10 protein-coding genes are annotated in these 20,501 nt (G+C 57.9%); all 10 read left to right on the top strand.

Annotation, left to right across the window (positions count from 1 at the left end):
- Positions 1 to 102: 102 nt before the first annotated feature.
- A complete protein-coding gene (locus J0A66_RS10495; protein WP_206573769.1) occupies positions 103 to 1,863 on the top strand; it encodes a glycoside hydrolase family 9 protein in 1,761 nt (586 codons plus the stop codon).
- Entirely contained in the window at positions 1,860 to 2,927 is a 1,068-nt protein-coding gene (locus J0A66_RS10490; protein ID WP_206573768.1) for an endo-1,4-beta-xylanase, read from the top strand. Before J0A66_RS10495 ends, J0A66_RS10490 begins: the two co-directional genes overlap by 4 nt.
- Entirely contained in the window at positions 2,924 to 4,618 is a 1,695-nt protein-coding gene (locus J0A66_RS10485) for a glycoside hydrolase family 43 protein (protein WP_241264139.1), read from the top strand. The genes J0A66_RS10490 and J0A66_RS10485 overlap by 4 nt, the downstream gene beginning before the upstream one ends.
- Entirely contained in the window at positions 4,618 to 7,461 is a 2,844-nt protein-coding gene (locus J0A66_RS10480) for a glycosyl hydrolase 115 family protein (RefSeq protein WP_206573767.1), read from the top strand. The genes J0A66_RS10485 and J0A66_RS10480 overlap by 1 nt, the downstream gene beginning before the upstream one ends.
- 501 nt (positions 7,462 to 7,962) lie before the next feature.
- On the top strand, positions 7,963 to 11,259 hold the full coding sequence (locus J0A66_RS10475; protein ID WP_206573766.1) for a TonB-dependent receptor: 3,297 nt from the start codon (positions 7,963 to 7,965) through the stop codon (positions 11,257 to 11,259).
- Between the two features lie 79 nt (positions 11,260 to 11,338).
- Positions 11,339 to 12,898, top strand: a complete 1,560-nt coding sequence (locus J0A66_RS10470; protein WP_206573765.1) for a tryptophan halogenase family protein — start codon at positions 11,339 to 11,341, stop codon at positions 12,896 to 12,898.
- Positions 12,895 to 14,313 carry a tryptophan 7-halogenase gene (locus J0A66_RS10465; RefSeq protein WP_206573764.1) on the top strand — a complete coding sequence of 473 codons (1,419 nt, stop codon included), beginning with the start codon at positions 12,895 to 12,897 and terminating at the stop codon, positions 14,311 to 14,313. The genes J0A66_RS10470 and J0A66_RS10465 overlap by 4 nt, the downstream gene beginning before the upstream one ends.
- 19 nt (positions 14,314 to 14,332) lie before the next feature.
- Entirely contained in the window at positions 14,333 to 15,829 is a 1,497-nt protein-coding gene (locus tag J0A66_RS10460; RefSeq protein ID WP_338143881.1) for a tryptophan halogenase family protein, read from the top strand.
- On the top strand, positions 15,829 to 16,497 hold the full coding sequence (locus J0A66_RS10455; RefSeq protein ID WP_206573762.1) for a DUF6445 family protein: 669 nt from the start codon (positions 15,829 to 15,831) through the stop codon (positions 16,495 to 16,497). Before J0A66_RS10460 ends, J0A66_RS10455 begins: the two co-directional genes overlap by 1 nt.
- A gap of 838 nt (positions 16,498 to 17,335) precedes the next feature.
- Positions 17,336 to 20,410: a TonB-dependent receptor gene (locus tag J0A66_RS10450; RefSeq protein WP_206573761.1), complete on the top strand. Its 3,075-nt coding sequence runs from the start codon at positions 17,336 to 17,338 to the stop codon at positions 20,408 to 20,410.
- The last annotated feature ends 91 nt before the right edge of the window (positions 20,411 to 20,501 follow it).

The following is a 20,501-nucleotide window of genomic DNA, read 5'->3' as shown; positions in this document are numbered from 1 at the left end:
AAAAATCACACCGGCGGTCGGCATTTTCGTAAGTCACTGATGGTTGATGCTCTCAGGCATTTTCCGTTTAATCCCATAACCTTTTATTGACAAGGCGGCAACATGACCAATCCTGGCAGGCACTATTTACCGGCACTGTTGATCTTTCTGCTGGCCGGCTGTGGCTCAGATGCGGAGTCGCCCGGCATCCCAGTGGCAAACGGAGCGCTGACGGGACAGGCAGAAACGGCTGTTGTGAAGCTCAACCAACTGGGTTTTCTGCCCGGTGCCGACAAGCTGGCCGTGATACCGGCGACCGGCAACCTGCCTTTCAAGCTGGTGTCAGAGGATGGTCAAGTCCGCTTCAGCGGTCGGTCTTCTGAACTTATGCTGTGGCCGCCGGCCGGTGAGCAGGTCAGCGTGGCGGATTTTTCCGCCCTGCAGGAATCCGGCAACTATCAACTGCAGGTGGAAGGTCTTGCTCCCATAGCCGTCAGCATAGGTGGGCAGGTCTATCAAAAAGCCCATGACGGAGCCATCAAGGCCTATTATTTCAACCGGGCGTCCCTGGAACTGGCCCCTGAGAATGCGGGCGTCTGGGCGCGACCCGCCGGCCACCCGGATGAGCGGGTGCGGGTGCATGCTTCAGCCGCTTCCCCGGACCGTCCTGCCGGCACCCTGATCTTCGCACCCCGGGGCTGGTATGACGCCGGTGACTACAACAAATATGTAGTCAATTCGGGTATCTCCACCTATACCCTGCTGAGGGCCTGGACAGACTTCCGGTCCTTTTATGTCAACCGGCAGTGGCAGATCCCGGAGTCTACCAATGCCCTCCCGGACCTGCTCGATGAAGTACTCTGGAACCTCGACTGGATGCGGGCCATGCAGGACCCCGGCGATGGCGGGGTGTACCACAAACTCACCACCTTGAATTTCGCCGGCGCGGTAATGCCACACCAGGCCACTGCCGAGCGTTATGTGGTGCAGAAAACCACCTCTGCCGCCCTCAACTACGCCGCCGTCATGGCCCTGGCCAGCCGGGTACTGGATGAATTTTCCAACCAGTTGCCTGGCCTGGGGCCGGACTACCGGCAAAGTGCTGAGCTAGCCTGGCAATGGGCGCTACAGCATCCACAACAGGCGTACCAGCAGCCGGAGGATGTCTCTACCGGCGCCTACGGGGATCAGCAGTTACAGGATGAATTTGCCTGGGCGGCGGCCGAACTCTACCTGGCCACCGGGGAATCCACATATCTGCAGGCATTTTTGGACCGGGACGCGCCGATCACAGAGGCGTCCTGGAGTGATGTGGCGGCCCTGGGTTACTTTTCTCTGGCGGGTGCTTCGCACAGCCTGGATGAGGAAACGCTGCAACTTGTCAGGGCGCGTATCCTGGCTGCAGCGGATTGCTTTGTCGGCCAGCATCAGCAGTCTGCCTATAAGGTGGCGATGGAGGAAGCCGACTTCGTGTGGGGCAGCAATGCGGTCGCCCTGAACAAGGCCGTTTTGCTATACCAGGCCTGGCAGCTCAAGCCTGAGCCGGTCTACTTACAGGCCGCACAAGGCCTGGTGGATTATGTGCTGGGACGCAACCCGACTGACTATTCCTATCTGACCGGGTTCGGCAATAAACCCCCCCTGCATATTCACCATCGTCCCTCCGAGGCTGACGGCATTGCCCAGCCCGTCCCTGGCTGGCTGGCGGGCGGCGCCCAGCCCGGCTGGCAGGACGGTTGTGCGTACCCCAGCCGGTTACCGGCCAAATCCTATCTGGATGACTGGTGCAGTTACTCCACCAATGAGATCACGATCAACTGGAACGCCCCGCTGGTTTATATGCTGGCCGGACTTTCCTCACTTGCCGAAGTGGAATCGCCATGAAAGCCGCTATCCTCTTGACTGTTCTCTGTCTGCTGAGCTTTGGCGGAGAGGCGAAAAACGCTGTTGTGCCGCCGTTATCTTCCCTGGTGGACTTTCCCGTCGGCGCGGCGGTGCCCGCCGATCCCTGGCCCAACAGCCTGCTGCAAAGCCCCCAGCGCCAGGCCCTGATGGAGCGGCACTTTAACAGCCTGACTGCAGAGAACGCCATGAAAATGGCCTACCTGCAGCCCCGCCCCGGTGAATTTGACTTTACCCATGCTGACGCCCTGGTGAACTACGCCAGGGGCCACAACATGATCGTCCACGGCCATGCCCTGGTCTGGCACACCCAGACGGCAAAATGGATGGATGAACAGACCGGACCCGCCAACGAATTTACCCGGATCCTGGACCGGCATATCCGCACAGTGGCAGGTCATTTTGTCGGCAGGCTGAAAAGCTGGGATGTGGTCAACGAAGCCTTTACCGATGAAACCCCCTCTGACTACCGTGACACGATCTGGTACCGCAATATCGGTGCCGGTTATATCGAAAGAGCGTTCAAACTGGCCCACCAGGCCGATCCAAAGGCCGAGCTGTATTACAACGACTATGACATCTCCGGCATGATTGGCCCGGCTAAACTGGATAGGGTACTGGCCATGTTCGATGACTTCCTGGCCCGGGGTGTGCCCATCCATGGACTGGGATTTCAGATGCATATCGACACCCAGGAACCGACCCTGTCTGACATCGAAGAGGCTTTTAGTAAGGCGGTGGCACGTGGCATCAAGGTCCGTATCTCGGAACTGGATATCGCTGTGAATCAGTCTGAGCAATACCAGCAACTGACCCCCGAGGTGGCCCAGTTGCAGCGCCAACGCTATCAGGATGTGGCCCGTGTGTATCTGCAAACCGTGCCCCCCGCCCAGCGCGGCGGTATTACCCTGTGGGGACTGACGGACGCCGACAGCTGGATCCCGGGCTTCAGGAAACGGGCCGACTGGCCCCTGTTGTTCGATGCCGACTTCCAGGCCAAACCCGCCCTGACCGGCCTTGCTGAAGGACTGGGGGCGGCGCAATGACAAACCCAGGCGGTCCGGGTTGGGTGCCAAGTCTGATGAGCCTGTTGCTGTTGCTGAACTGTGCTGTTACATCGGCACAGTCCGCTTCTCAGGCAACCTTTCACTGGTTTGACTATCAGGGCCGTGATCCGGTGTTTACCGAGCCGCTGGGCCGGGGACAATACCAGAATCCGCTTGCGGCCGGCTTTTTTCCCGATCCCAGTATCACCCGCCGGGGCGCGGATTTTTACATGGCAGTGTCATCCTTTGCCTATACGCCCGGCCTGCCTATTTTGCACAGCCGGGATCTGGTCAACTGGCAACTGGTGGGTCATGCCCTGACCCGCCCGTCGCAGTTGGATATGTCGGGCCTTGGCATTTCCCGGGGTATCTTCGCGCCGACCCTGCGCTACCACAATGGCCTGTTCTACCTGATCGGCACCGCGGTGGACAGCGGCGGTAATTTTATCCTCACAGCGGCCGATCCCGCAGGGCCCTGGTCTGATCCCATCTGGTTGCCACCCATTGATGGCATCGACCCGGATATTTTCTTCGATGAGGAAGGCCGGGTGTTTATCACCCACAACGGTCCGCCCCCCGACGAACCCTTATACGAAGGGCACCGGGCCATCTGGTTGTGGGAATATGATGCGGCCGCCCGACAAGTGGTGGCCGGTTCACAGCAACTGCTGGTCAACGGCGGCACCGAACTGAGCCGCGAGCCCATCTGGATCGAGGCCCCCCACCTTTACAAGCACCAGGGCTGGTACTATCTGCTCTGTGCCGAAGGGGGCACAGGTTACAACCACTCGGCAGTGATATTCCGCAGCCGCAGCCTTGACGAGCCTTTCGAGCCCTATGGGGGCAACCCCATCCTGACCCAGCGGGACCTGGACATCAGCCGGCCCGCTCCCATTACCACTGCCGGTCATGCTGACTTCGTGCAATTGGCGGACGGGCAGTGGTGGGCCGTATTCCTGGCCACCCGCGCCTACCAGCAGACCTACTACAACACCGGCCGGGAGAGTTTCCTGCTACCGGTGAGCTGGAAAGACGGCTGGCCTCACATCCTGCCTGCAGGGCAGCTTATTCCCTACCGCACTGACAAACCGGCCGGACTGGCCCCAGTCCCCGTTTCAGATCCCCTGACAGGCAACTTCAACTGGCGCGATGACTTTAACGACACACAACTGGATTCCCACTGGAGCCTGCTACGGGAGTTTGACAGAAGCTGGCTCAAGCTGGACGGACATAACCTGAGAATGCAGGCAAAGCCTGTCGGGCTCGACAGCCTGGCCCAGCCAGCTTTTGTCGCCCGGCGTCAGCAGCATATGCACTTTACCGCCAGTACCGCCTTAAACCTGCCAGAGCAGGGCATTTCAGCCGGTATTGCCGCCTTCCAGAACGAGACCTATCACTACTACCTTGGCGTGCGCAAACAGGGGACCGCTTACCAGGTGTTTCTTGAGCAGGCCAGTGGAGCAAAGCCGCGGCAGATTGCCGCCCGATCCGTTCCGGACACAGACGGCAAATTGCGTATGAAGATTGCCGGCGATGCAGGGCAAATCGAATTTTTCTATGCCGTTGGTGAGGGTATCTGGCAATCCCTGGGAGGGAGTCAGGACGCCAGGTTGTTGAGCACGGAAGTGGCCGGCGGCTTTGTCGGCACCACCCTTGGCCTGCACGCCAGACTGGAACAAAAGGACGAATAATGCGAACACTGTTGAGTCTGTGCCTGATGCTGATCAGCCCTGTTTTATGGGCTCTGCCCGGCAGTTATCTGACCGAAGACCCGGGCAAAGAGGATTTTGCCCTGGTGGCTGACAACGACCAGGCCCTGATCCGGGTGGACAGCGCCGATCACAAAGGCCTGCTCAGAGCCGTACAGACCCTGCAGCAGGACATCGGCAGGGTCAGCGGCCGGCAGCTGCCAATCAGCCCGTCGGAACAGCACCCTCAGATGCTGATTATCGGCAGCCTGGGCAATAACCGGCTCCTGGACCGGCTGGCGGCAGAAGGCAAGCTGGATGTCAGCGACATAGCGGGGCGCTGGGAGGCCTATCTAATCCAAGTGGTAAAGAAACCTCTGCCCGGCGTGGAACAGGCACTGGTCATTGCCGGTAGCGACAAACGCGGCGCCATATACGGCGTCTATGACCTGGCCGAAACCATCGGCGTGTCCCCCTGGTCCTGGTGGGCCGATGTGCCGGTGGTCAGACGCAGCAGCTTGTCCGTCAAAGCGGATACCCGGGTGATCGAGGCGCCCAAGGTCAAATACCGGGGCATTTTCCTGAACGACGAACACCCGGCCCTGAGCAACTGGGCCGCCGAGAAATTTGGCGGCTACAACAGCCGGTTCTATGTGCATGTGTTTGAGCTGTTGCTGCGTCTCAAGGCCAATTTCCTGTGGCCGGCCATGTGGAACAATGCCTTTGCCGACGATGATCCCCTCAACCCCATCCTGGCAGATGAAATGGGCATAGTGATGAGCAACAGCCACCATGAACCCATGATGCGCGCAGACAAGGAATGGAACCGCTACGGCGAAGGGCCCTGGGAGTATTCCACCAACCGCGACAGCATCTACCGTTTCTGGCAGCAGGGGGCTGCCCGACACAAGGATCTGGAGAGTATCTTTACCCTGGGCATGCGCGGCCAGGAAGACGAGCCCATGAGCGAGGGGGAGAATATCGGTCTGCTGGAACAGGTGGTGGCCGATCAGCGTGAAATTCTTCGTCAGACTTTCACCGACCGGGACATCAGCGAGGTTCCCCAGGTCTGGGCCCTGTACAAGGAAGTGCAGGGGTTTTATGAGAGGGGTATGCGGGTGCCGGACGATGTGACCCTGTTGTGGGCCGATGATAACTTCGGCAACCTGCGGCGTCTGCCCACCCCCGAAGAAAGGGGGCGGGCCGGAGGCGCCGGGGTCTACTATCACTTCGACTATGTGGGCGGTCCCCGTTCCTACCGCTGGATCAATACGGTGCCGATGGCCAAGATCTGGGAACAGATGAATCTGGCCTGGCAATACCAGGCAGACCGCATCTGGATAGTCAACGTGGGGGATCTTAAGCCGATGGAATATCCCATCGACTTTTTTCTGCGCATGGCCTGGGATCCGGAGGATTTCACTGCCGATAATCTCGATCAGTTCGCCACCGACTGGGCGGCCCAGCAGTTTGGCCGCAGGCACGCCGCTGATGTGGCGGAGCTGATCCAGGGCTATACCCGTCATAACGGCAGGCGTAAGCCCGAAGCGGTGGAGCCCCATACCTACAGCATTCTTCATTATGATGAAGCTGACCGCGTGTCTGCTGAGCTAGCTGAATGGGTGGACAAATCTGATCGGCTTGAGCGGCAACTGGCACCGGCCTACAAGGATGCCTACGTGCAGCTGGTTTCCCATCCTCTTAAAGCCAGCCAGGCGGTGTTTGAGCTGAACCGGGCGGTGGCCCTTAACCTGTTGCATGGGCAGCAGGGCCGGGCTACTGCCAATGACTGGGCGGAAAAGGCCCGTTACTGGTTTAACCGGGATGCGCAGTTGACTGAGCAGTACCACGGGCTGGGCAATGGCCGCTGGAACCATATGATGTCCCAGCCCCATATCGGCTACACCTACTGGCGCAATCCGCCGGCCAACCTGATGCCTGTGTTGTTCGTTGCCCAGCCCATGCCGGTGGCGGATATGGGCGTGGCGCCAGAGGGTTCGACCCATTCCTGGCCAATCAGCGAATACCGGGGCCAGACCCTGGCCCTGGATACATTCCATCCCTACGGCCAGGCAAGACGCTATATCGAGGTATTCAACAAGGGCAGCCTGACGTTTGAGTTCAAGGCGCGGGCTTCGGCCAGTTGGATCCGTCTGAGTGCCACAGAAGGACAGATTCAGGATGAGCAAAAACTGTGGGTCAGTATCGACTGGCAGCAGCTACCGGCCGGTCTCAGCCAGGGTGAGATTCTGGTGGAGGGCACGGGTTGGGGCGGTGCCAGAATCCAGGTGTCTGCGGTTAAACCGGCCGGCAGGCCCCGCGGCTTTGTGGAGGCCGATGGCTATATCTCGCTGGATGCGGCAAGCGCCATCGTCAGGGGTAACAGCGAACAGGCCGGCTGGCAGGAAATTCCAGGCCATGGCCGCAGTGGCTCTTCCATGGCGGCGATGACTGAACTGGATTATCAGGTCAAGGAGATCACCAAAGGGCCCTGTCTGGAATATCCCCTGTACTTCCACTCGGCCGGTGAATTCAGCCTCCAGGCTATCGCCGCGCCGACCCTGGATTTTGTCCCCGGCCGTGGCCTGCGTTTTGCGGTAGCCCTGGATGACGAACCGCCGCAGGTAGTGGACCTTCTGGCTGATAACAGCCAGAGCGCCTGGGAGCAGGCCGTACTGGACGGGGTCAGGCAGATCAGCACCCCTTTGAAGGTCACCCGGCCCGGTGAGCATACAATGCGTATTTATCTGGTGGACCCTGCCGTGGTGCTGCAGAAACTGATTATCGATACGGGCGGACTCAAACCCAGCTATCTGGGGCCGGAGCAGAGCCAGTTCGTTCCCTGACAGGGGCCTGCCAATCTCCAGCGTACAAGCTGAATGCAGGCTTCGCCCACCACCATGTTAATCAAATGTTTCGGTAGTCGCTTGAAAACGTTTGCATGGCGCTCTCTTATGATCGTTAGTCAGTTTCCCTATCAGGAAAATTCGTCTTATAAATCAGTATGCTATTGTATTTTATTGATATTTCCTCATCTTCTCCGAAATTTACTTGTTAACAATATGTTGCGAATTATGTTTTACCATTTGCGTTTTTTCCGAGTGGGTTTGATCCCCTGACAACCCTGGCGCACTATCTGTCGAAGGCTGTATGTATGCGCTTTCACTGCTTGAAAACCTTTGCAAGTCAGTTATCTGCAAAAATGCCATGACAGCCCAGCTCTGGCCGGTAATCCGGCAAGTCTGAACAAACCCCCGGCCATCAGGCCGGAGGCGGGTAACATAATAAAGAATCCTAAGTGGAGCATACCAATGGTGCGGAACAGTTCGAATTGCAAAGCGGGGCAGATGCCAGTCTTCAGGCGGTCATTACTGACCATGGCTATTGTCGGCTTGTCAGTCAGCGCTTACGGGCAGGAAGCCGAACCAACCGAAGAAACAAAGAGCGAAGACGGCGTTGAAGTGGTGGAAGTCAGGGGAATAAGGGCCAATCTGGAAAGTGCGCAAAACCTGAAACGATATTCGGACACTGTAGTAGACGGGATCTCTGCAGAAGATATCGGGGTACTGCCGGATCGCAGCGTACTGGAGGCGATTCAACGGGTGCCGGGGGTGTCCATTGAGCGTTTTGCCGGCCCGGATGATCCCGATCACTTCAGTGTGGAAGGCAGCGGCGCCATTATCCGCGGTATGACCCAGACCCGCAGCGAATTCAACGGCCGCGACTCCTTTACGGCTAACTCAGGACGCGGGTTGTCGTTTCAGGATGTGTCCCCCGAGCTGATGGGCGGCGTGGACATCTACAAGAACCAGACTGCCGATATGATTGAAGGCGGCATAGGCGGTACCGTCAGCCTGCGCACCCGCAAACCCTTCGATTCCGACGGGCGGGTATTTGCTTTTGGCGGCGACTATTCCTACGGCGATATTGCCGAAAAAGGCAGTCCGACCTTTTCGGCCCTGTACAGTGACCGCTTTGAACTGGACAGCGGCGCCGAGTTTGGCATGTTGTTCAATCTGGCCTATTCCAGGTTGTATGGAGAATCTCACGGTATCCAGTCCGACGCCTACACCACTTATTACGCCACCGAGCTGCCCGGTGCAGAAGACTTTGCCGGTGCGGATGGCCAGGGCGTGGTTTGGATGCCCAACGCTTCCAACCTGTTAAAGAAATTTGACGAACGCGAGCGAAAGGGGTTTGCCACGGCCTTGCAGTTTGAAAATGCAGACGAAACTTTCCTGGCCACTTTCCAGTACATTCGTTCCGACGCCAGATTGTCCTGGCACGAGCAGGCGATCAAATACCAGGGCAGCTACCAGGCGTTGGGCAGCCGCACCTCCCGCCCGCTGGAAGGAACAGAATTCGAATTTGATGATCAGGGGCTGTTTGAGGCCGGCATTATTACTCAGGGCGTGGACGGCTGGCGGGCCGCTGATGGTAACGTCGATCATGTACCAAGAGCCTGGGGCGACAATGCCCGCAGCCAGTTTGGTCACAAGACCCAGTTTGACAGCCGGGTTAAAGACACCGACACCCTGGTGGAAGACTTCTCCTTGAACCTTGAATGGAAGGCCACCGATCGCCTTAACCTGAGCACCGATCTCCAGTATGTCAAAGCCGAAACCAGTGATGACGATCTGGTGGTCCACACCGGTAGCTTTGCCGGTCAGGAATACGACATTCGTGGAGGCACGCCCACCATGCGGCTGCTTGAGCCCTGGTTTGGGTACCGGGACGAAAATCCTGATTTGTTTGCCAGCGGCTATCCGGGTTTCAGCGGCGACTCGGCCGGGGACAGCAATTATTTCCAGGACCCCAACTCCTATTTTCTGCGCAGCGCCATGGATCACTATGAGCGCTCAGAGGGAGAGTCTTTTGCCGTGCGTTTTGACGGGGAATATTACCTGGAGGACAAAGGTATCCTGACATCACTTCAGGCCGGGGTGCGTTATGCCAAGCGGGAACAGACGGTGCGCAACACCAGTTGGAACTGGGGTTCCCTTGCGCCTGAGTTTACCGGTGCCGCCCCTGCCGGCTGGCTGGCCGGCCTGGATGGCGCTGAGCAGGACTTTGAGCTGGTGGACTGGTCAGATTTCCATGACGGTGATGTGGCCAATATTCCCGGCAACCAGACCATTCATGCCACCGAAGCCTATGTCCGTTCACTGATGGGCGCCAATCCGGCACGCCAGCCCTACATGTCGGCGGGTGGCACCTGGATGCCTTATCCGCAGCGGGATGGCGTGGATGCCGAGTTCGGCATCTTTACGCCGGGTGAAATTAATGACACCACAGAAACCAACAAGGCCATTTATTTGCGGCTGAACTTCGAAGGCGACGGCGATCTGCGCTACAGCGGTAATGTCGGTATGCGCTATGTGGTGCTCGACCGCGAAGCCGAGGGCTTCATTACTTTCCCTGATCTGGTGGCCGACTTTCCGGCGCCGGGGGAACTGGCAGGCCAGCAGATTACGCCGGAGATCGTCATTAACTATGTGACGGAACAGATTAACAACGGCACCTATGACACGGTTGAAGAACTGATCAGCGATCCTGCCAACCGCTGGATCGGCGATCAGATCAACTACTTGCCCGCCGAGGATCAGGCCTACGGCAATGACGCCGAAGCGGCCCTGAAGGCCGAAACCACCTTCAAGATGTGGCTGCCCAGCTTCAACATCAAGGTGGAACTGACCGAGGATCTGGTTGGCCGGTTTGCCCTTTCCAAGGCGGTGGCGCTGCCGGATATGGGGGATGTGCAGTACCGGGCAAGCCTGGGTTCCGAGCCTGTGGAGGCCGTCAGACCCATAGGGGAGGTAGACCCTGACAATCCGCCGCCGCCGGAGGATAACCTGATCCAGTACTCCTTTATTCCGGCCTGGACCGGCAGTGGCGGCAACCCTTTCCTCAAGCCCATGGAGTCGGTTCAGTATGACGTGGCGCTGGAATGGTATTTCGCGGATGTGGGCCAACTGAGCTTCACCCTGTTCCATAAGGATCTGGATAACTACTTTATCCAGGGGGCGTTTCCGCAGAACTTTACCAATCCGACCACCGGCACCTCCCAGACCCACCTGGTGACCACCACTATCAACGGCGGCAAAGGAAAACTGGATGGACTTGAGGTGGCCTATCAGCAATTCTTCGATATGTTGCCCGAACCCTGGGACGGGTTGGGGATGCAGGCCAGTTTCACTTATATAGATGCCGGCGGCGTGCCCAACAATGAGACCTCCCTGGAAGATGAAAGCTGGGTGGGCAATCCCGACAATGACACCGGTATCCGGGTGGATTTGGACAATGTACCCCTGCAAGGCCAGTCCGACCGCACCTTCAACCTGGTGGGCATGTATGAAAAAGGTGACTGGAGTGCCCGATTGGCCTATAACTGGCGGTCAAAGTATCTGCTGACCACCCGGGACGTGATCAGCAAGGCTCCCTTGTGGTACGACGACCATGGGCAACTGGACGGCTCTGTGTTTTATAACGTTAATGAGCACTTTACCATTGGTCTGCAGGGCACCAATCTGACAAATTCCCAGTCAGAAACCATTATGGTGCTGAACAACGATGGCCTGGAAGCCGGACGTTCCTGGTTTGTCTCGGATCGCCGGATAGCGCTGGTGATGCGGGCCAATTTCTGATCCTTTGAAGACTCAGTGTGTGGTGAGTGTGTCCCTGACGTTGTTCAGGGCGCACTTTTTTATTTTGGACAGTGCGTGAATGACGGCAGCGTTGGTTGAGAGGCAGCGGATTGTTATTCTGGGCGGCGGCACGGCAGGCTGGATGACGGCCGCCGCATTGTCTAAGTATCTGCCCGCAGCCCGGTTCAGCATTCAGGTAATTGAATCCACTCAGATTGGCACAGTCGGGGTGGGCGAAGCCACTATCCCGCACATCCGCCAGTTCAACCAGTGGATAGGCCTGGATGAAACCGAGTTTATCCGGGCCGTGGGCGCCACCTACAAGCTGGCCATCCGATTTTCCGGCTGGGGCGAGGCAGAGGCGGATTACTACCATCCTTTTGGCCTTAGCGGTGAAGACCTCAATGGCCTGCCTTTCCATCAATACTGGTTATGGCTGCGTCAGCACCAGCAGAGCGATCTGAAAGCCTTCGGAGACTATTCCCTGGCGGTGCTGATGGCGCAAAACAATCGTTTTCGTTATCCGTCTGCCGATCCAAGGGAGGCCTGCTCGGCTTTCAACTATGCCTTTCATATGGACGCCACCCTGTACGCCCAGCTGCTGCGACGGCATTGCCTGGCCCGTGGCGTGCAGTGGCTGGATGCCAGGGTGGCGGCGGTACATCAGCATGCCAGCGGCGATATCCGCGCCCTGCAGCTGGAAGACGGCCGGCAACTGGCAGGGGACCTGTTCATCGACTGCACGGGGTTTGCTGGCGTATTGATTGAGCAGACCCTCAGGGCCGGTTATGACAACTGGCAGCACTGGCTGCCCTGTGATCGGGCGCTGGCCGTGCCAAGCCAGCCCGATCCAACGCCTCCGGTTTATACCCATGCCCTGGCCACCGCCGCAGGCTGGCAGTGGCGCATCCCTTTGCAACATCGCACCGGCAACGGCCTGGTCTACGCCAGTGCGTATCTGGATGATGCTCAGGCGTCTGAGCTGCTGCTGGCGGGGTTGCAGGAGCAGGCACTGGACGAGCCGCGGCCCTTAAGGTTTGTCACCGGACGACGCCGGCAAAGCTGGCTGAAAAACTGCGTGGCCATCGGTCTGTCTTCGGGTTTTCTGGAGCCGCTGGAGTCCACCAGTCTGTACCTGATCCAGGTGGCCATACAGCAACTGCTGGCCTGTTTTCCCGGCGACACAGTGAGCGAGGTGGAGCGTGATCACTTTAACCGCAGCATGGAGCTGGAATATCAGCGGGTAAGGGATTTTCTGATTCTGCATTACAAACTGAATCATCGTCCGGAACTCTTCTGGCGGCACTGCGCAACCATGCCCATTCCTGACAGCCTGGCGCAGCGGCTGGTCATGTACCGGGAAACCGGCCATCTGCTTGAATATCGACAGGGCCTGTTCCAGCCGGCCAGCTGGCTGGCGGTCATGTTGGGCCAGGGTTGTTACCCTGAGCGGCTGGACGCCCGTCTGGATAACCAGCGGCCTGACGCGGTGGCAGAGTGGCTGACCGGGTACCAGCAGCAATTGCAGTCATTAACCCATCAAATGCCGCTGCACAGCCAAGCCTTGCAAAGCAATCAGCACCCCGGCAGCCAGCCGCCAGCCGTCCAGAGCCTGTACGGCTACCGGAGCCGCCCATGAATATGCAGATTGTCATACTGGGCCAGGGCCTGTGGTTACAGGTGGCTGCCGCCCTGGTTGCAAGCCAGCTGCGTCCCTGGGGTGTCCGGTGCACAGCGGTGGAAGTACCGGGTGAACCTGAACCGGGCAGTGTGGCCAGTGGCCCGGAACTGCACGGACTGTGCCGGCTGTTGGGCCAGTCCTGGCAGGAGCTACTGCTCAAGGCCCGGGGCTCCTTTAACCTCGGCACGGATTACCGGGACGCGCTCACACATCAGGCAGCTGGGGCGGCCGGACCCGCACGCTGGTTTGTACCCTTTGGTCATCTTGGTCTTAAGTCGGAGGCGGCCGAATTTGCCCAGGGCCTGTTCAGCTATCTGGCTGGCCAGGCAGAACAAGGGCCGGAACCTTACTGTCTGGCTGCACTCGCCGCCTGGCAGGGCAAGTTCGCTGTGCCGCCGGCGAACAGGACGGATCTTCGTGATATGCTCGATTTCGGCCTGCACCTGGACCGTCAGGGCCTGTGTGCCTGGTTGCGCCGTTTCAGTGAGCGCCAGGGGGTCCGCTTTGTCGCTGCCGATGCCCTGTTTTCCGCACAGACAGCCCAGGGCCCCATAGCCTCAGTGCAACTGGCGGGCGGTGAGTCACTGCCGGTGGATTTCTGTCTGGATTGTCGGCCCCGGACCGGGGTGAAATCTGGCGCAGTCATGTTGCAGCTTTTTGCCGGGGATCCGCAACAGGGCCCCGGCAAGCCCTGCACCTCGGCAGAACGGGTGCCCTGGGGTTGGCTGGTAAGGCACCCCCTGGCCAATGGTTGCGTGTGGCAGACCGAATTTGATCCACAGGTACAGAAGCGGGATCAGGTGCAGGCCTGGCTTGACGGCAACCTGGGCGCCCTTGACTGGCAGTTACGTAGTCGCCAAACAAGCTCACCGGATGAGGTTTGGACCGGCAACTGCCTGCAACTCGGGCCGGTTGTTGAAACCCTCGACAGTCCGCTGCTCGGTGCAATGGGCCCGCTGCAGGCCCTGCTGGTGAGCTGGCTGGATATGCTGCCCAACCAGGCCTCGTGTCCGGCGACGGCCAGATTGTTTAATGGTTACTGGCAGCAGTATCGTGAGGAGCTGAACACTTATCTTACCTTGCACGAGACGCCCCTTGAGACTCACACAGGAAGGCTGTTTGCCCGCCTGGGAAGGGTGCCAACGGCCGAAACCGATGCCGTCCGGCCGGTGCAACTGATGACCATGCTGTACGGGCTCGGCCTGCGTCCTGAACTGCCCAGCCGCCTGCTGCTCGATAATGAACCGGCGCAGGTTGGCGCGGCACTGGCGCAGATCCGCCGCCGCCTGGACACCCTGGTGACCAACATGCCCAGCCATGCCCAGACCCTGGCCCGTTGTCTGGATGGGCGCCCGGCACACCCTTCATACTAAGGCTGTTATGAACCACAAATTGCGAAAAATTATTGTTCTTGGCGGCGGCTCGGCGGGCTGGATGACCGCAGCGGCGCTGGGCAAGGTGTTAAAAAATCAATACTGTCAGATCCAGGTAATAGAATCCGAGCAGATCGGCACGGTGGGCGTCGGGGAAGCCACCATCCCGCAGATTATGCTCTACAACCAGTTGATTGGCGTGGATGAGGATGAATTCGTCCGTCGTACCCAGGGCACCTTCAAGCTGGGCATTCAGTTTGTTGACTGGCACAGACCCGGCAGCAGCTACTTCCATGCCTTTGGCGACGTGGGCAAGAACATGGAAGGCGTGCAGTTCTATCACTACTGGCTGAAAATGCGCGCGCGGGGCAAGGCGGCACCCCTGGACGACTATACCCTGACCTCCCTGGCCTGCCATGAGAAGCGCTTTATGCGCCCTGTCGACGCCGGTAACTCACCCCTGTCGAATATTGCCTATGCCTTTCATTTTGATGCGGGTCTGTTTGCCAAGTACCTGCGTGAACTTGCCGAGGGCTGGGGAGTCGTGCGTACCGAGGGCAAAGTAACAGAGGTACGTCAGCATGAGAACGGCTTTCTCCGTTCACTGGTACTGGAAGACGGCAGCGAGCATGCAGCAGACTTTTTTATCGACTGCTCGGGCTTTCGCGGCTTGCTCATCGAACAGACCCTGAAAACCGGTTTTGAGGACTGGAGCCACTGGCTGCCCTGTGACCGCGCCATTGCCGTGCCCAGCGCCAACAGCACCGAGCCCTGGCCTTTTACCCGCGCCACGGCACAAAAGGCCGGCTGGCAATGGCGCATTCCGCTTCAGCACCGGGTGGGCAACGGCCATGTCTATAGCAGCCGCTTTATGTCAGAGGATGAAGCCACCGGGATTTTGCTGGACAACCTGGACGGCGAGCCACTGGCCGAGCCCCGGCTGATCCGTTTTGTCACCGGAAAACGCAGGCAGTTCTGGAACAGGAACTGCCTGGCTGTGGGCCTTGCCGGAGGCTTTATGGAGCCGCTGGAGTCCACCAGCTTGCATCTGGTACAGGCTGCCATCTCCAAATTGTTCAGCTTCTTTCCCGATCGTCAGTTTGCCCAGGCCGATATTGACGAATTCAACCGCCAGATGCATTTTGACTATGACAGGATCCGGGACTTCCTGATCCTGCACTATCACGCCACCAACCGGAATGATTCACCCTTCTGGGACTACTGCCGCACCATGGCAGTGCCGGAAGAACTGACCCAGAAAATCGAGCAATTCCGTTCCAACGGCCGGGTATTCCGTTTCAATAACGAAATGTTCAGTGATCTTAGCTGGTTCGAAGTCATGCTGGGGCAGGGCATCGAACCCCGGGGCTACCATCCGCTGGTGGACGTGTTTGGCGAGGAGGAACTGGCTCGCCGACTGGAAAGTATCCGCGGGGTCATCCGCAAGTCGGTGGATTATATGCCCTCACACCAGAACTTTATCGACCAGCACTGCAAGGCCCGGAAAATTTACTGATGGATGCCCGGCAGCACAGTATCGGACTGGAACACCAACCTTTGTTGGTAGTGGACAACTTTTTCGCCCATCCCCGGGAATTGGTGGACTATGCCCTGACCCAGCATAACGTACTACCCGCAGGGGGCCTTTATCCCGGCCTGCGCTCACCCGCTCCGGCGTCATACGGACGGTTCTTACTGGATGAGCTGGCGCCCGGGCTGAGTTCCTGTTTCGGCGCCTCGGTCAGTCATCTGGCCAAGGCCGAATGCTATTACTCCATGGTCAGCACACCGCCGGCGCAACTGAGTCTGCTGCAGCGTCTGCCGCATTTTGACCGGCCAAACCCCGCCGAGCTGGCCATCATCCACTACCTGTGTACCGGCAAGCATGGCGGCACCAGTTTTTACCGGCACCGCAGCACAGGATACGAATACATTACCCCTGATCGTCAACAGCCTTATCAGCAAAGCCTGAAGACGGACGTTCTGACCCATGGCCAGCCGGTAGGCTATATCAATGGTTCCACGCCGCTGTATGAGCGTATCGCCTCGATACCGGCCAGATTCAACCGGGCGTTGATCTACCGTTGTTCCAGCCTGCATTCGGGGGACATTCCCAACCTATCCGCCTTCGACCTTGACCCGCTGAGCGGCCGGTTCACTATCGCGTCCTTTTTATCCCTCTGATCGCTGACGTTATTCAGGAAGTCCTGTGAGAAAGCCTCTGCCAGATGACTCTTTAGCGCTGAAAACCAAACCGGAATGAAATGCCTGCATAACTTTTGATAGTGACGGTAACAGGCTGCCGACCTTCCATGGTTGACCGGTAAGGCGTTCCGGTACAGACGACAGGGGTCCGGCAAATTAATTAACAAAAAAGTCACAAAAACGACTGAAAACGTTTGCAGTTTTTGTTCTGGCAATCAATAATCCTTATGTCGATTAGGTTCTATACCGATAGGTTTTTCTTTGTCGTTGAAAATAAAGGTATTTTATTTGTCTATTTGATAATTAAAGGTCCTTAAACCGGCAATGTGGAACGCAGAAAGGTCGACAATAATAGTTAATGAGTTGAAAACGTTTGTATATCAAATGCTCAGTGCCGAGGGTTGAGGTAGGCTTCCGTTAAGTGGAACCCCTGACTGATGCGAGGTGCTGTGGCTGATAAAGGACTGGAATGCTGAGCAAGGCATAGTGATCGGCTGCTGAGGTAGTCAGGCTGGAAAAGCCGGGTAGCTGCCGGATGACTGAGACCGTCATTTTAGGCAGGTAAATAACTTTCGCCAGTAGCTGTAAATGCCTTGTTAAAAATCACAAGGGGCAAATGCATTTTTGCAAGCCACAAGTAAGACAGGGACGCTTACAATCGTTTTCACCACGTTGGTCTAGTGATGTGCCCGGGCGCTTTTCAGAAGCCAGGCTGACCAGCGTTTGACAAAGAGCCGCTGATGCAGATTGAACAGACAGGTTAATCACAACAGAGATCTGCGTTGGGTCACTCAATAGAGACAAAGTGGGATACAACATGAACAAACACAACAGATTCAGCAAATCTACCCTGGCGAAAAGCATCTCCTTGCTGCTGGGGGGGATGGCCGTCGTGCCAGCTTATGCTCAGGAAGTACAGCAGGGTGAGACAGAAGGGGTCGAAGTCATTCAGGTCAGTGGCATGCGCTCCAGCCTGCAGGAGTCCACTCAGGTCAAACGTCATTCCATGGGGGTGGTGGATGCCATCTCTGCCGAGGATATAGGCAAGTTTCCGGATACCAACCTGGCGGAGTCGCTGCAGCGTATCACCGGCGTGTCCATCAGCCGCACCAACGGCGAAGGCTCGGAAATTACCGTACGGGGTTTTGGCCCGGATTTTAATATGGTCACCCTCAACGGTCGTACCATGCCCGGCGGAACCACCTATGGCGCAGGCTCCGACGCCGACGGTACCACCCGGGGCGGCAGTGCCAGGGCCTTCGACTTTGCCAACCTGGCGTCCGAAAGCATCCGCGCCGTGGAAGTCTACAAGACGGGCAAGGCCAGCATCACTACCGGCGGTATCGGTGCCACAGTCAATATCAAGACTGCCAAACCCCTGGACAATCCGGGTGAAACCATCGGAAGCGTCGGGGTCAAAGCGGTGCATGACACCACCAACCGCACCGGTGATGACGTGACGCCGGAACTGTCAGGTATTTTCAGTTATGCCGATGACGACGCCAAATTCGGTGTCACCCTGACCGCCAGCCACCAGCAGCGGGATTCGGGCTACACCGGGGCCACGGTCAACGACTGGCAGGTGGACTACTGGGACGATATCGCCGACCCGGACAGACTCTGGAACAACGCCGATGCGGACTATCGCAATGCCCCCGAGCAGGGCCAGCTTTATGCCCGGCCAAACGACATCCGTTATGCCTTCTCCAATACCCAGCGTACCCGTGACAATGCCCAGTTGACCCTGCAGTACCGGCCGGTGGAGAACTTCACCACCACCTTGGACTATACCTTCGCCGAAAACGAAATCATTGAGCATAGGGGGGAGATCACCAACTGGTTGCAAGTGGGATCCAACACCCAAATCGTCGAGTTTGATGACAACCAGGTAAAAACCCCTACCTATATGAAAGAAGCTTACGCCAGTGCCGTGGATGAAGGCTATGAGCAGCAATGGCGTGAACAGACCAATACCCTTAAGTCTTTGGGTCTGAACCTGGAGTATCAGGTTAACGACGATCTGACCCTGATGCTGGATGCCCATGACTCTGAAATGTACAGCCGCGGCACCGGCCCCCGTAATACCGGCGAATTGGCCGTGGGCCTGGGCGCGCCTATTGTCACCTCAAGGGAGTGGTTCTGGGGAGGCGATTTGCCCACCTATCTGAACCAGTATGACGATACCATCCCTGGCAAGGGGGCCAACGGCAACGGCGTGGTGGACGCCGGCGATGTGGGCTCGTCCATTGCCAGGCTGAGAAACGCCAGCCAGAAAACCGAGATCACCCAAATCAAGCTTGACGGTAAGTACCAGTTCGACGACGGCCGCTTCGATTTTGGTCTGGAAACCCGCGCCATGGAGGCCCGCTCCATGCAGACGGCCGGTAATAATATTGCCCTGGGTAACTGGAACGTGGGCAATCCAGGGGAGTTCGGCGATCTGATCCAGCCGTTCGACCTGCCCAATGAATTTGACGACTACGACACGCTGGCAGGCGGCTACGGCTTTATCGCCGATCCCCGCGCCCTCTATGATGCCGCCCTGGATTTGTATCCGGGGATTCCTACCGCCTCTGAAGAAGCCTTGTCCTACGACGATATTGTCGAGGAAGATACCTTTGCCGCCTATTTCCAGATCAGTCTGAACGGCGAAGTGGGTAATATGCCTTTCGATGTGCTGGCCGGCATGCGCTATGAGGAAACCGAGACGGAATCCAGCTCCCTGAACAGCCGTGTTTACTTCCAGTGGGAAGACAATAACGATGTGGTCTCCTATGTGGATGCCAGCGTGCCTGCAGAGGCTGTCTCGGCAGAGAATAAGTACGATTATCTGCTGCCGAGCCTGGATATCAGCCTGAATATTACTGACGACCTCAAGGGACGTTTCTCATTCAGCAAGACCATTGCCCGGGCCGGCCTGGGTGATCTGGGCGTGTCCGCCTCCAACTTCGGCGGCGGCGGCGGCTCTACGCTGCTGGGGGCAAGACCTACTGCCGATGCGTCCAACCCGGGGCTGTTGCCCCTGGAGTCCTCAAATTTCGATCTGTCCCTGGAGTGGTACTACAACCCCTACAGCTATATGTCGGCCGGCTTCTTCCAGAAGGACGTAATCAACTTTCTCGGCAGCCGCCAGGTTGACCAGCCCCTGCTGGATATCCGCGATGTGACGGCCGGTCCCCGGGCCCAGCAGGCCGCCCAGGATGTACTGGATGCCGGCTTCCCGCTGGATGACACTTACCTGTATGCCATGATGGTGTTCAACGAGTATCGCAACCATCCGGATATGATTGACGAATATGGGGCCAACCCGTCCTTTACCGGAACGCCGGATCAGATCGACTTCCTGGCAAACCATGCAGGGTTTGACCTGGTCGCCAATGACAATGATCCGGAGATGACGTTCCGCACCAATACGCCGGACAACAGTAAGGAAGCCAAACTCTACGGCGCCGAACTGGCCATCCAGCATTTCTTCGGTGACAGCGGCTTCGGCGTGCAGGCCAACTACACCATAGTGCGCGGCGATGTGGGCTTTGATAACAATGCCGATCCGAACCAGAACCAGTTTGCTCTGGTGGGGCTGAGCGATACCGCCAACCTGATTGGTCTGTATGAGAAAGACGGCTGGCAGGCCCGGGTGGCCTGGAACTGGCGTGACACCTATTTGGCCGAAACCAACAAGAAAGGCTCCAATAACCCCCGTTATGTGGAAGCCTACTGGCAGCTCGACGTCAACGTCAGTTATGACATCAATGATCAGTTCTCGGTGTTCTTCGAGGGGCTGAACATTACCGGTGAGAATGATCGCCAGCATGCCCGTAACAAAGACATGCTCTGGTATCTGACCGACCTGGGTGCCCGCTATCAGATTGGCGCCCGCTACAACTTCTAGGTTGGAGCTGCTGTTCAATCTGAGGTAGACAGGCAAAGCCGCTGGTTCCAGCGGCTTTGCTATTCCTATTACAGGGGCAGTATCCAGTGTA

Origin of the sequence: Bowmanella dokdonensis, from assembly GCF_017254865.1 — a bacterium.
GTDB lineage: Bacteria > Pseudomonadota > Gammaproteobacteria > Enterobacterales > Alteromonadaceae > Bowmanella > Bowmanella dokdonensis.
The sequence above is the reverse complement of the archived record's forward strand: the minus strand, read 5'-3'. Positions and strand labels throughout refer to the sequence as shown.

What these genes read in the sequence shown, in the direction of transcription:
- J0A66_RS10495 (WP_206573769.1), top strand. Translation starts at nt 103, where the DNA reads ATGACCAATCCTGGCAGGCACTATTTACCGGCACTGTTGATCTTTCTG.
- J0A66_RS10490 (WP_206573768.1), top strand. Translation starts at nt 1,860, where the DNA reads ATGAAAGCCGCTATCCTCTTGACTGTTCTCTGTCTGCTGAGCTTTGGC.
- J0A66_RS10485 (WP_241264139.1), top strand. Translation starts at nt 2,924, where the DNA reads ATGACAAACCCAGGCGGTCCGGGTTGGGTGCCAAGTCTGATGAGCCTG.
- J0A66_RS10480 (WP_206573767.1), top strand. Translation starts at nt 4,618, where the DNA reads ATGCGAACACTGTTGAGTCTGTGCCTGATGCTGATCAGCCCTGTTTTA.
- J0A66_RS10475 (WP_206573766.1), top strand. Translation starts at nt 7,963, where the DNA reads ATGCCAGTCTTCAGGCGGTCATTACTGACCATGGCTATTGTCGGCTTG.
- J0A66_RS10470 (WP_206573765.1), top strand. Translation starts at nt 11,339, where the DNA reads ATGACGGCAGCGTTGGTTGAGAGGCAGCGGATTGTTATTCTGGGCGGC.
- J0A66_RS10465 (WP_206573764.1), top strand. Translation starts at nt 12,895, where the DNA reads ATGAATATGCAGATTGTCATACTGGGCCAGGGCCTGTGGTTACAGGTG.
- J0A66_RS10455 (WP_206573762.1), top strand. Translation starts at nt 15,829, where the DNA reads ATGGATGCCCGGCAGCACAGTATCGGACTGGAACACCAACCTTTGTTG.
- J0A66_RS10450 (WP_206573761.1), top strand. Translation starts at nt 17,336, where the DNA reads ATGAACAAACACAACAGATTCAGCAAATCTACCCTGGCGAAAAGCATC.